The following is a 13043-nucleotide window of genomic DNA, read 5'->3' on the forward strand; positions in this document are numbered from 1 at the left end:
TGAGGAGAGACCCCTCACCCGGTTGCGCTTCGCGCACCCCCCCTCTCCCGCTCCAGGCAATCGCTACGCGATGGCCGCGAGGGAGAGGTGCAGATGTCGTGTGGATGGACGACTACACCGCCGCCGTGGTCACGCCGCCGTCGACGACGATGGTCTGCCCCGTCATGAAGGTCGAGGCGTCCGAGGCGAGGTAGGCGACGGCGCCGGCGATCTCGTGCGGCTCGCCGATGCGGCGCAGCGGCGTGGTGGCGCAGCGCTGCTTCAAGCGGGCTTCGTCCTCCCACAGCGCGCGGGCGAAGTCGGTCTTGATCAGGCCGGGCGCGACGCAATTGATGCGCACGCCCTGCGGGCCCCATTCGCCGGCGAGGCTGCGGCACAGCGCGAAGTCGGCCGCCTTGGAGATGCCGTAGGCGCCGATCACGGTCGACCCGCGCAGCCCGCCGATCGAGGACACGATGATGACGGAGCCTTTGCCGCGCGCCGCCATCGGCGGGATCGCCTTGGCGCAGAGCCAGAGATTGCTCTTGACGTTGGAGGTCATGATCTTGTCGAAGGCCTCGTCGGAGATATCGAGCAGCGGGCCGTAATACGGATTGACCGCGGCGTTGCAGACGAGGATGTCGACCTGGCCGTATTGCTTGACGGCGCCGTCGATCAGCGCGTCGACCTCGGCGCGGCGCGAGATGTTGCAGGGAATGACATGGGCCTCGCCGCCATGGGCGCGGATGCCGTTCGCGACCTCCTCGCAGGCCTCGGCCTTGCGGCTGGAGATCACGACCTTGGCGCCGAGCTGCGCGAGCAACTCAGCCGACGCGCGGCCGATGCCGCGGCTCGAACCGGTGATGACGGCGACCTGTCCGGCGAGGTTGAAGGGGTTGGGGGTCATGTTCTGCTCCTCCGCAGCGGCCTCGTAGATGGGGTAACGGGCCGACCACCCGAGCGGCACGCTCACTCCTGCGCTATTTGGGAGCGCGTTCGCGTGCCGCCCGGTTGGCGGAAAGGTGGTCGTCCCTCAAATTGATGGTGTTCAACGGAGTCGGGCAAGCCCGCTCCTCGCATCATTAGGGGACGACCATGAACCACTATGCCGGAATTGACGTGTCTTTGAAATCCTCGGCGGTCTGCATTGTCGATGGGGCGGGCAAGATCGTTCGGGAAGCGGCAGTCGAGAGTGAGCCGGCAGTCTTGATCGGCTGGTTCAAGCAGTTCGGCATCGAGGTTGAGCGGATCGGTCTGGAGGCAGGGCCGCTGTCGCAATGGCTGTATGCGGCGATGCAGGAGGCGGGTCAGCGGGTCGAACTGCTGGAGACGCGGCACGTGCGTGACGCCTTCAGGGCGATGTCGGTGAAGTCCGACCGCAACGATGCAAGGGGTATTGCCCAGCTGATGCGGCTTGGCTGGTTCCGTCCGGTTCATTGCAAATCGATCGAGGCGCAGGAGATGCGTGCGGTTCTTACGGCACGCAAGCTGCTGCAATCGAAGCTGCACGACGTCGAGAACTGTTTGCGCGGCGTGCTACGGGGCTTCGGCTTGAAGGTCGGCAAGACCACCGATCGCAGCTTCGCGACGCGAATCGAGGCGCTGGTGGCTGGCCATTCGGGACTGACGCTGGTCGTGCAGGCGCTGCTCGAGGCTCATACGGTGCTGCTGCGCGAGTTCAAGAAGCTGGACAAGCAGGTGCAACAGCTCGCGAAGGCGCATCCGCAGGCCAAGCTGTTGATGACCACGCCGGCCGTCGGCCCGATCGTCGCGCTGACCTACATGTTCGCAATCGACGACCCCAAGCGCTTCCGATCCTCCAAGGCGACAGGCGCGCATTTTGGCCTCACGCCGAGACGGTACCAGTCCGGCGAGACCGACTATAGCGGCCGCATCACGAAGGTCGGCGATGCGTCGGTGCGCGAGGCGCTCTATCAGGCGGCGCATATCATGCTGACCAAGCCGGTCAAGAACTGCTCACAGCTGAAGAGCTGGGCGATGCGGGTCGCCAGGCGCGCCGGCCCGCGCAAAGCCAAGGTGGCTCTGGCGCGCAAGCTTGCCGTGATCCTTCACCGCATGCTCGCCGACAACATGCCGTTCAACCCCGCGGCCAAGGCTGCCGCGACCTAGGGGAGCATCGATCGAGTTCTGGGCGGGCCACGACACCAGGCTCTCCCCGAGCAGGGTCCCTTCGCCGGGACGATGGATCCGGTCAGGCCGCCATCCGGGCAGTCGGTTCAAAACCACGCTCTCCGTAGATTGGCCGGCCGGTTCCTCTTACGCAGCCCAACAGGTGGCGGCCATGCGCCGACCCCGTACAGAAGCAAGGGCCCGGCGAGAGGACATGCAGAATTGGGATTGACAAACCAAGGCCCGTTACAGAAGCCCGGATGAGCGCAGCGGTATCCGGGGTCTCACGAGCTGCCGAGATGAACCCGGATGTCGCTGCGCTCATCCGGGTTACGAAATCTCGCTCCGCCGTCATTGCGAGCGAAGCGAACTAATCCAGGGCCTCACGCGCGACTCTGGATTGCTTCGTCGCTTCGCTCCTCGCAATGACGGAGGAACCTGTCGACCTAGATCAACCCACCCGCCTCGCTGACGCGGCGCATGTGGTAGTCGGTGTCGCCGAAGGTGGTCTCGATCATCGTCAGGCGCTTGAAGTAGTGGCCGATCTTGGCCTCCATGGTCATGCCGATGCCGCCATGGAGCTGGATCGACTGCTGGCCGACAAACTTGCCGGACTTGCCGATCTGCACCTTCGCCGCGGCGATCGAGGTCGCGCGCTCCTTGGCGTCGTCGAATTCGGCGGCCATGGTCGCGAACATCGACATCGAGCGCGCCTGCTCCAGCGCCACGAACATGTCGGAGGCGCGGTGCTGCAGCGACTGGAACGAGCCGATCGCGACACCGAACTGCTTGCGCGTCTTGATGTGCTCGACCGTGGTCTTGAGCGACTCGTCCATCAGGCCGACGGCCTCCGCGCACAATGCGATGCGGGCCTCGTCGACGACGCGCTCGATCAGCGGCAGGCCGTTCGCCGGGTCGCCGATCACGCTATCAGCACCGACCTCGACGCCGGTGAAGCTGATGTCGGCGGCGTGCAGGCCGTCCTGGGTCGGATAGCCCTTGCGGGTGACGCCCTTGGCGCCGGCCGGCACGATGAACACGCCGATGCCGCTCTTGTCGCGCTGGCCACCAGCGGTGCGCGCGGTCACGATCAGGGTGTCGGCATTCTCGCCATTGAGCACGACGAACTTCTCGCCGTCGATGACATAGCCATCGCCCTTCTTCTTCGCCGACGTCGCAACGTCGAACAGGTCGTAGCGCGACTGCTTCTCGAGCTGGGCGAAGGCGAAGGTCTTGCTGCCGTCGATGATGCCCGGCAGATGCGCGGCCTTCTGCGCCGCCGAGCCGCCATGGCGCAGGAATCCGCCGGCGAGCACCACGGTCGCGAGATACGGCTCGAGCACGAGCGCGCGCCCCATCGCCTCCATCACGATCATGGTCTCGACGCCGCCGGCGCCGAAGCCGCCGTCTTCCTCGGAGAACGGCAGGCCGAGCAGGCCCTGCTCGGCGAGCTTGGACCAGATCGCTTTGCTCCAGCCGCCCTTCTCCTTCATGTACAGCTTGCGCTTGTCGAAGTCATAGGCATCCGCCAAGAGGCCGTCGATGCTGTCCTTGAGGAGGCGCTGCTCCTCGGTAAGATCAAAATCCATTGGTTGACTCTCCAATATCCCCATTCTCCGTCATGCCCGCGCTTGTCGCGGGCATCCACGTCGCGCCTTCGCGGGCTTCGCGTGGATGGCCGGGTCAAGCCCGGCCATGACGGCGTGCGTTATCGAAGCGCTGCGGCTCAAACCTCAGAGCCCCAGCACCGCCTTGGCGATGATGTTGCGCTGGATCTCGTTGGAGCCGCCGTAGATCGAGACCTTGCGGTTGTTGAAGTAGCTCGGCGCGATCTGGGCGGTCCAATCCATGGTCTCGTTGCTGTCGTCGTCGCCATGGACGTCGTAGGGCGCGGCGAACGGGCCGATCACCTCCATCAGCAGTTCGGTCGTGGTCTGCTGGATCTCGGAGCCCTTGATCTTCAGCACCGAGGAGGCCGGGTTAGGCTTGCCCTTGCCGTGCTTGCCCTCGTCAGCGACGACGCGCAGCTGCGTCAGCTCGAGCGCCTTCAGCTCGACCTCGCAGGCCGTGAGCTTCTCGCGGAACGACGGATCCTCCAGCACCGGACGACCGCCGGATTCGACCTTCGCCGCCAGCTCCTTGATGCGGCGGATGCGCTCCTTGGAGACGCCGACCCGGGCAATGCCGGTGCGCTCATTGCCGAGCAGGAACTTGGCGTAGTCCCAGCCTTTGTTCTCCTCGCCGATCAGGTTCTCGTAGGGCACCTCGACGTCGTCGAAGAACACCTCGTTGACCTCGCGGCCGCCGTCGATGGTCTGGATCGGACGCACCGTGACGCCCTTCGACTTCATGCTGAAGACGATGAAGGAGATGCCCATCTGCTTCTTGGCGGAGGGATCGGTGCGGCACAGGCAGAAGATCATGTCGGCGTGCTGGGCGAGCGTCGTCCAGGTCTTCTGGCCATTGATGATCCACTTGTCGCCGCGGCGCTCGGCCTTGGTCTTCAGCGAAGCGAGGTCGGAGCCCGAGCCCGGCTCCGAGAAGCCCTGGCACCACCAATCGTCGACATTGGCGATGCGCGGCAGGTACTTCTTCTTCTGCTCCTCATTGCCGAAGGTGTAGATCACCGGGCCGACCATGCTGACGCCGAACGCGAGCGGCTGCGGCGCAGGATAGGCCTGCAGCTCCTCGTTGAAGATGTAGTGCTGCACCGAACTCCAGCCGGTGCCGCCATATTCCTCCGGCCAGTGCGAGACGCCCCAGCCCTTCTTGTTGAGGATGCGCCACCAGGTCACCATCTCGTCCTTCGACAGATGGCGGCCCTCGATCATCTTGCGGCGCGTCTCCGGCGGGACATTGTCCCTGAAGAACTGCCGCACTTCCTCGCGGAACGCCTGCTCTTCCTTCGTGAATGCAAGATCCATCGGATCCTCCCGTGTGTCTATAAGACTCGATATATCCGCGGAGGCGGTGCGCCCCCTCTCCCATGGGGAGAGGGCTGGGGTGAGGGGTTACGGTCCAACGAGGGACCGTCCCCTCACCCGGATCGCTTCGCGATCCGACCTCTCCCCGACGGGGAGAGGTCGAGCGGCGATTGCGGCACGCCCGCCTCACTCAACTCCTTACTGCAGCACCTCGAACAGGCCGGCGGCGCCCATGCCGCCGCCGACGCACATGGTGACGACGGCATACTTCGCCTTGCGGCGGCGGCCTTCGATCAGCGCATGGCCGGTCAAGCGGGCGCCCGACATGCCATAGGGATGGCCGACCGAGATGGCGCCGCCATTGACGTTGATCTTGTCCGGGTCGATGCCGAGCTTGTCACGGCAATACAGCACCTGCACGGCGAACGCCTCGTTCAGCTCCCACAGGCCGATGTCGTCGACGGTCAGGCCGTGGCGCTTCAACAGACGCGGCACAGCAAAGACGGGGCCGATGCCCATCTCGTCGGGCTCGCAGCCATGCGCAACGAAGCCGCGGAAGATGCCGAGCGGCTGCAGGCCGCGCTTGGCGGCGGTGGCATCGCTCATGATCACGCAGGCCGAGGCGCCATCGGACAGCTGGCTGGCATTGCCGGCGGTGATGGTGAAGCCGTCGCCGCGCACCGCCTTCAGGCCGGCAAGGCCTTCAGCCGTGGTCTCCGGGCGCGGACCCTCGTCCTGCGATAGCGTGATGTCCTTGAACGAGACGTTGCCGGTGGCCTTGTCCGTCACGGCCATCTTGGTGGTGATCGGCGCCAGCTCGTCGTTGAACTTGCCGCCCTGCTGCGCCGCTGCCGTCCGGCGCTGGCTTTCCAGCGCATATTCGTCCTGCTTCTCGCGCGAGATGCCATAACGCTTGGAAACGATCTCGGCGGTGTCGATCATGGGCATGTAGACGTCGCCCTTGATCTCCAGCAGCGCCGGATCGGTGGCCTGGAACGCATTCATCTTGTCGTTCTGGACCAGCGAGATCGATTCGCCACCGCCGCCGACCGCGATCTCGACACCGTCGAAGATCACCGAGCGCGCGGCGAGCGCGATCGCCTGCAGGCCGGAGGCGCATTGGCGGTCGATCGTGGTGCCGCCGACCGACACCGGCAGGCCGGCGCGCAACAGCGCCTTGCGCGCGATGTTGCCGCCGGTCGAGCCCTGCTGCAGGGCCGCGCCCATCACGACGTCCTCGACCTCGGCCGGATCGACCTTGGCGCGCTTGACGGCCTCGCCGATGGCGTGGCCGAGCAGGGTGGCGCCGCCGGTGGCGTTGAGCGCGCCGCGATAGGCCTTGCCGATCGGCGTGCGGGCGGTGGAAACGATGACGGCATCGGTCATGGGCGACCTCCTGTTGTTGTTGCTAATGTTTGCTCTGAGACGTGGATGATTGCTGCTGGCGCAATTCGTGACGCGACAGCTTGCCGACCGGCGTGCGCGGCAGCTCGTCGACGAACTCGACCGCCGCCGGCAGCTCGTGCTTGCCGAGCTTGCCGGTGAGGAATTCGCGCAGATCCTCGACCGGGAACGGCGCAAAGCCGTCGCGCAGCTTGATGAAGGCCTTGGCCGCCTCGCCGCGATAGGCGTCGGGAATGCCGATCACGATGACCTCCTGCACCGCAGGATGGATGTAGATCGCCTGCTCGATCATCTGCGGATAGACGTTGAAGCCGCCGGAGATGATCATGTCCTTCTTGCGGTCGACCAGGAAGTAGAAGCCGTCGGCGTCGACATAGCCGATGTCGCCGGTCAGGAAGCGGTCGCCGACGAAGGACTGCGCCGTCTCCTCCGGCCGGTTCCAGTAGCCCTTGGTCACGTTCGGTCCCTTGACGCGGATCTCGCCGACCTCGTTCACGCCGAGCACCCTGGTTGGATCTTCGAGCGACACGACGTCCATCTCGATGCCGGGCAGCGCGATGCCGATCGAGCCCGGCTTGTCGGGGCCCTCCTTGGGATGGCTGGTGCCGGGCGAGCAGGTTTCGGTCATGCCCCAGCCGCTCTTCAGCTTCATGCCGACGCGGCGCTCGAGGATGCGGGCAACCTCGACCGGCAATGGCGCGCCGCCGGAGCCGACGCTGGTCAGCGACGACAGATCGCGCTTGTCGAGATCGGGTAGGTTGGCGATCGCGATCCACATCGTCGGCACGCCGGGAAAATAGGTCGCGCGCTTGTGCTCGATATCGCGCATCACGGCCTCGAGATCGAAGCGCTGATGCAGCGATACCAGGCTGCCGATGCGCAACGCGGTCAGCAGTACGACGGTCAGCGCATAGATGTGGAACAGCGGCAGCACACAGATGACGCGGTCGCCCCCCTCGCTCCGGGTGCGGGTGGCGCGGCTCCAGATCTCGATGATCGAGACCGCCGAGGTGAGATTGCCGTGGGTCAGCATCGCGCCCTTGGGCAGGCCGGTGGTGCCGCCGGTGTATTGTAAGAGCGCGATGTCATCGGGCGAGATGGCGGGCCATACGGCGGGCGCAACGGCACCATCGACGAAGGCGCGGTGCGTGATCACAGCGGGGCTGTCCGGCAACGCCGTCTGCGGCGTGCCGACTTGGCCCCAATGATCATCCTCGCAGACGATCAGGCGATCGAGCAGGCCCTTTTCCAGGAACTTCAGCGCCATCGGCAGCAGCGCCGACAGGTTCGACGTCACCAGGATACGTGCGCCGGAGTCGCTGAGCTTATGCGACAGCGCGATCTCGCCATCGAGCGGCGACAGATGCACGACGCGGGCACCGGCCTTGAGCGCGCCGAAGAAATTGATCGGATGGTCCGGCGAATTGCCGAGGAACAGCGCGATCGAGGCACCCTTGCCGAAGCCCGCACGCAGGAACGCGGCCGCGGCCTGATCGACGAGCCCGGCGAGCGCGTTGAAGCTGATCGGACGGTCGCGGAATTCGAGTGCGCCGCGATCGCCGAAGTCGCTCACCGCTTTCGCCAGCAGCTCCGGCAAGGTGCCGCGCGCGATCGGCGCGTCCCAGCGGACGCCTTCGGGATAGAACTGCTCGCCGGGATGGGTCATGAGGACTCTGTGTTTCTTGCCGGAAGGCAGCCCCGCTCTTTGCGTTCCCTCCCCTCTTGTGGGGGAGGGTCAGGGAGGGGGGTGGCCCCAGGCGAGACCGCCGCTGTGGACCCCCACCCCCGTCCCCTCTCCGCAAGGGGGAGGGGAGCGCGCCTGCGCACGGAGCAACAGTGAAACTTCGACCTCAAGCGGCCTTCCCCTGGGCCAGCGACGCGAACGTCTTGCCCTCGTCAGCGAGCTTCTTGAGCAGCGGCGCCGGCTCCAGCGACGGATCGTTCGTCTCCTTGGCATAGAAGGCGAGGCGCTCGGCGATATGCTTCAGGCCGACGCTGTCCGCCCAGTACATCGGGCCGCCGCGATAGATCGGCCAGCCATAGCCGTACAGCCAGACGACATCGATGTCCGACGGACGCGCGGCGATCCCCTCGGCGAGGATTTTCGCGCCCTCATTGATCATCGGATACATCATGCGCTCGAGGATCTCCTCGTCGCTGACTGCGCGGCGCTTGAGGCCGAGCTTGGCGAGCGTCTCGTCGATCAGCTTTTCGACGTCGGGATCCGGCAACGGCGCGCGCGAGCCGGCCTCATATTTGTAGTAGCCCTTGCCGGTCTTCTGGCCGAAACGGCCGGCTTCGCACAGCGCGTCCGCGATTTCGCTCTTGATGCCGCGGTCCTTGCGCGAGCGCCAGCCGATGTCGAGGCCGGCGAGATCGCCCATCGCGAACGGGCCCATCGGCATGCCGAACTTGGTGACGACGGCGTCGACCTGCTGCGGCAGCGCGCCTTCGAACAGCAGCTTCTCGGCCTGCTTGCCACGCTGCGCCAGCATGCGGTTGCCGACGAAACCGTCGCAGACGCCGACCACCGCCGGCACCTTGGCGATCTTGCGCGCGATCGACACGGCGGTCACCAGCGCATCCGGCGCCGTCTTCTCGGCGCGGACGATCTCGCACAGCTTCATCACGTTCGCCGGCGAGAAGAAGTGCATGCCGAGCACGTCCTGCGGACGGCTGGTCTCTGCGGCGATGGCGTCGATGTTCAGGTAGGAGGTGTTGGACGCGAGCACCGCGCCGGGCTTGGCGTATTGATCGAGCTTGCCGAACACTTCCTTCTTCACCGCCATGGTCTCGAACACGGCCTCAATGACGAGGTCGGCATCCTTGACGTGCTCGAGCCCGACCTTGCCGTCGATCAGCGCCATGCGCTTGGCCGGCGCATCCGCCGGGATGCCGCCGCGCGCGGCGGTCGCCTCCCAGTTCTTCTGCATGACGCCCATGCCGCGCTTGAGCTGTTCCTCGGCCGTCTCGATCAAGGTCACCGGGATGCCGGCATTGGCAAACGACATCGCGATACCGCCGCCCATCGTGCCAGCGCCGATGATCGCGACGCGATCGACCTTGCGGCCCTTGGTGCCCTCGGGCACGCCGGCAATCTTGGCAGCCTCGCGCTCGGCGAAGAAGGCATAGCGCTGCGCCTTGGACTGGTCGCTGGTGAGGAGCTTGAGGAAGCCCTCCCGCTCCCGCTTCAGGCCCTCGTCGAACGGCAGGTCGATCGCATAGCCGACGGCATCGGCCGCGGCGAACGGCGCTTCTAGGCCGCGCGACTTCTTGGTGATCGCCGCGACCGCATTGGTGAAGATCGAACGGTCCGCCTTGGCCGCCGCCAGCTTGGAATCATCGTCGCGCAGCTTGCGCAGCGGACGGTTCTCCGCCACCACCTTGCGCGCAAAGGCTTCGGCCCCTGACGCGGGCCCCTCGACGATCTCCTCGATCAGCCCCGCCTTGTGCGCCTCCGCGGCACCGATCGGATCACCACCGACGATCATCTTCACGGCGAGTTCCGGACCGACGGCCCGCGGCAGGCGCTGCGTTCCGCCCGCCCCCGGCAGCAGACCGAGCTTCACCTCGGGCAGGCCGAGCTTCGCGTCCTTGGTGGCGACACGATAATGACAGGCGAGCGCCACCTCGAGACCACCGCCCAGCGCCGTTCCATGAATAGCGGCGATCACCGGCTTCGGGCTGTTCTCGATCGTGCTCAGCACGTCGTTGAGCGCCGGCGGCTTCGGCGGCTTGCCGAACTCGGTGATGTCGGCGCCGGCGATGAAGGTGCGCCCGCCACAGGTCAGAACGATGACCTTGATCTCGGGATCAGCAATGGCCGCTTTGACGTTGTCCAGGATACCACCGCGAACTGCGGCACTCAGCGCATTGACGGGCGGACTGTCGATGGTGACGATGCCGACGATATCATGACGATCAAGCTTTGCCACTTCGCTCACGCTAGGCTCCTTGGGATGTCGTTTCTTTGTTGCCGGTTAACGCCCCGGCGACTTCTTGGCTCTTCATTTGCGCGGAGTATCAGCCTTGCTTGCGTTGAGTCGCTGCCGAGGCTCAATTCCGCAGTGCGAAATCTAATTCCACATCTTGACAGCCAGGGTTATTTTGAAGCACGAGCGTTGTCAACGAGGCTCTCAATCAATAGCCGATGACATGAAACGCCCAGGGAAGAAAGCTGCGACCGATCGCAACTTCGTCGTTGCGTTGTCGCGCGGCCTCGAGGTGCTCAGGGCCTTCAGGCCCAATGACGGACTGCTGGGCAACCAGGAGATCGCCGCGCGCACCAACCTGCCCAAGGCCACCGTGTCCCGGCTGACCTACACTTTGACCAAGCTCGGCTATCTCACCCCGGTCCCCCGCTTCGAGAAATATCAGCTGGCGCCGTCCGCCCTCCTGCTCGGCTATGCCGCGCTCGCCAATCTCGGCGTGCGCCATCTCTCCGAGCCGTTCCGCGAGCAGCTGATGCGCGAGACCGGCGGGGCGGTCGCAATCGGCGGCCGCGACCGTCTCAGCATGATCTATATCGGGCAGAGCCGGCATGGCGTCGTCAATGTTCAACTCGACGTCGGATCCCGCATCCCGATCGCGACGACAGCGATGGGGCGTGCCTATATCTGGGCGCTCTCCGAGGAGGAACGCGCCGTGCTGATGCGCGAGCTGCGCGAGCATTACGGCAGCCGCTGGCCGAAGATCCGCGAAGGCATCGAACGATCCGGCGAGACTGTCGCCCGCTACGGCTTCACGATCTCGGCCGGCGAGTGGCAGGACGACGTCCATGCGGTGGGCGTCGCGATGAAGCTCAACGACGGAACTGGCCCTTACGCGTTCAATTGCGGCGCGCCTGCATTCCGCTTCACGGAAGAGCGGCTGCGCACCGACATTGGACCTCGTCTGCTCGCGATGGTAAGAAACATCGAAGCGGCAGTCGGCGGATTAGCGCCGGCAACTAATCAGCCAAACAAAGAACCAAGCAAAAAGCAGAAGCCAGGAGGAAAACTTGCCCGTGTTGCCGAGGGTATCAGATAGCCTGCATGGTCACGCCAGTCCGGCGCAGCATCCTTCCGTCTCGCTGATCGTTATGGTGGGCGAGACGACATGACGCAGGCGCAACTTGCTCGCAGCAGCGATCCGTTGCTCGCGGTGCGTGACGTCAACGTCGTGTTCGGCGGCATCGTCGCGCTCGCCGGCGTGTCGTTCGACATGCACCAGGGACAGATCCTCGGACTGATCGGCCCGAATGGCGCCGGCAAGACCACGCTGTTCAACTGCCTGAGCCGGCTGTATCAGCCGTCCGCCGGCGACATCCTGATGGAAGGCCGCAGCATTTTGTCGCGGCCGCCGCACAGGATCGCCGAGATCGGCATCGGGCGGACGTTCCAGAACGTCGCGTTGTTTCCAAACCTTTCCGTGCTCGACAATGTCCGCGTCGGCACCCATGCCCGCACCTCCAGCGACATCATCTCCGATTCGCTGCGGCTCGCCTGGGTCCGGCGCAGCGAATCCGCGGTGAACACCAAGGTGCAGGAGATCCTGGCCTATCTCGATCTCGAAAGCGTCGCCCACCGCACCGTCTCCGGCCTGCCATTCGGCACCCAGAAGCGCGTCGAGCTGGCGCGCGCGCTGGCGGCCGATCCGAAGATCCTGCTGCTCGACGAGCCCGCGGGCGGTCTCAACCACGAGGAGGTCTACGTCCTCGGCGACCTGATCCGTCGCATCCGCGACGACCGTAAGATCACGGTGCTGCTGGTCGAGCATCACATGGGACTCGTGATGTCGATTGCCGATCACGTCGTTGCGCTCAATTTCGGCCGCAAGCTGGCCGAGGGCACGCCGGCCCAGGTGCAGGCCGACCCTGACGTCATCAAGGCCTATCTGGGGAGCAAAGATCAATGACGCCGCTTCTCAACGTCAAGGATCTGCGCGCCTATTACGGCCAGGTCCAGGCCCTGCACGGCCTCTCCTTCTCGCTCAACGAGGGCTCGCTGACGACGCTGCTCGGCGCCAATGGCGCAGGCAAGACCACCACGCTGCGCGCGATCTGCAACATGGTCCGCTCCACCGGGGCGATCGAGTTCGACGGCAAGCCGCTTAACAACAAGTCGACCGAGAGCATCGTCCGCTTCGGCATCGCCCATGTGCCGCAGGGCCGCGGCACCTTCACGACAATGACCGTGGAGGAGAACCTGCAGCTCGGCGCCATCACCCGGACCGACAAGGCGATCAGCTCCGATATCGAGCGCATGTATGGCTACTTCCCGAAGCTGAAGGAGCGACATACGCAGCAGGCCGGCACGCTGTCCGGCGGCGAGCAGCAGATGCTGGCGGTGGCCCGCGCGCTGATGCTCCGGCCGCGCCTGATGTTGCTGGACGAACCGTCGTTCGGATTGGCGCCGCTGGTCGTGCGCGATCTCTTCCAGATCCTCGGCAGGATCAACCGGGACGAGAAGGTGTCGATCCTCGTCGTCGAGCAGAACGCGCAACTCGCGCTGGAACTCGCCGACCAGGCCTATGTGATCGAGACCGGCCGCATCGTCATGTCCGGCGCGGCCAAGGACATCGCGCAGGACGAGAACGTCCGCAAATCCTATCTGGGCTACTGACGGA

At 65.4% G+C, this 13043-nt stretch carries 10 protein-coding genes; 4 read left to right on the plus strand and 6 right to left on the minus strand.

The features are described 5' to 3' along the window. Window positions 1-112: 112 nt before the first annotated feature. Entirely contained in the window at window positions 113-886 is a 774-nt protein-coding gene (locus BBTA_RS33110) for an SDR family NAD(P)-dependent oxidoreductase (RefSeq protein ID WP_012046880.1), read from the minus strand. Between the two features lie 188 nt (window positions 887-1074). On the opposite strand from BBTA_RS33110, the gene BBTA_RS33115 reads away from it, so the two are divergent. After that, window positions 1075-2109: an IS110 family transposase gene (locus BBTA_RS33115; RefSeq protein WP_041750297.1), complete on the plus strand. Its 1035-nt coding sequence runs from the start codon at window positions 1075-1077 to the stop codon at window positions 2107-2109. A gap of 446 nt (window positions 2110-2555) precedes the next feature. Here the strand turns inward: BBTA_RS33115 and pimD are convergent, their stop codons facing one another. The 5 genes from pimD to BBTA_RS33140 all read right to left on the minus strand — a co-directional run bounded on the left by pimD (window position 2556) and on the right by BBTA_RS33140 (window position 10381). Continuing rightward, the gene (pimD, locus tag BBTA_RS33120; protein WP_012046881.1) at window positions 2556-3698 is read right to left on the minus strand and encodes a pimeloyl-CoA dehydrogenase small subunit; all 1143 of its coding nucleotides are present in this window, start codon (window positions 3696-3698) and stop codon (window positions 2556-2558) included. Between the two features lie 144 nt (window positions 3699-3842). Further along, window positions 3843-5033, minus strand: coding sequence for a pimeloyl-CoA dehydrogenase large subunit (gene pimC, locus BBTA_RS33125; RefSeq protein WP_012046882.1), 1191 nt, complete (start codon window positions 5031-5033; stop codon window positions 3843-3845). Between the two features lie 198 nt (window positions 5034-5231). Continuing rightward, window positions 5232-6419: an acetyl-CoA C-acyltransferase gene (locus BBTA_RS33130; protein WP_012046883.1), complete on the minus strand. Its 1188-nt coding sequence runs from the start codon at window positions 6417-6419 to the stop codon at window positions 5232-5234. Between the two features lie 22 nt (window positions 6420-6441). Then, entirely contained in the window at window positions 6442-8103 is a 1662-nt protein-coding gene (gene pimA, locus BBTA_RS33135; protein ID WP_012046884.1) for a dicarboxylate--CoA ligase PimA, read from the minus strand. Between the two features lie 184 nt (window positions 8104-8287). Further along, on the minus strand, window positions 8288-10381 hold the full coding sequence (locus tag BBTA_RS33140; protein WP_012046885.1) for a 3-hydroxyacyl-CoA dehydrogenase NAD-binding domain-containing protein: 2094 nt from the start codon (window positions 10379-10381) through the stop codon (window positions 8288-8290). A 211-nt stretch (window positions 10382-10592) separates the two neighbouring features. Between BBTA_RS33140 and BBTA_RS33145 the strand changes: the two genes are divergently transcribed. The 3 genes from BBTA_RS33145 to BBTA_RS33155 all read left to right on the plus strand — a co-directional run bounded on the left by BBTA_RS33145 (window position 10593) and on the right by BBTA_RS33155 (window position 13039). Continuing rightward, window positions 10593-11465: an IclR family transcriptional regulator gene (locus tag BBTA_RS33145; protein ID WP_041751051.1), complete on the plus strand. Its 873-nt coding sequence runs from the start codon at window positions 10593-10595 to the stop codon at window positions 11463-11465. A 69-nt stretch (window positions 11466-11534) separates the two neighbouring features. Continuing rightward, window positions 11535-12332 carry an ABC transporter ATP-binding protein gene (locus tag BBTA_RS33150; RefSeq protein ID WP_012046887.1) on the plus strand — a complete coding sequence of 266 codons (798 nt, stop codon included), beginning with the start codon at window positions 11535-11537 and terminating at the stop codon, window positions 12330-12332. Further along, window positions 12329-13039 carry an ABC transporter ATP-binding protein gene (locus BBTA_RS33155; RefSeq protein ID WP_012046888.1) on the plus strand — a complete coding sequence of 237 codons (711 nt, stop codon included), beginning with the start codon at window positions 12329-12331 and terminating at the stop codon, window positions 13037-13039. Before BBTA_RS33150 ends, BBTA_RS33155 begins: the two co-directional genes overlap by 4 nt. Window positions 13040-13043 lie beyond the last annotated feature (4 nt).

This window comes from Bradyrhizobium sp. BTAi1 (genome assembly GCF_000015165.1).
Lineage (GTDB): Bacteria > Pseudomonadota > Alphaproteobacteria > Rhizobiales > Xanthobacteraceae > Bradyrhizobium > Bradyrhizobium denitrificans.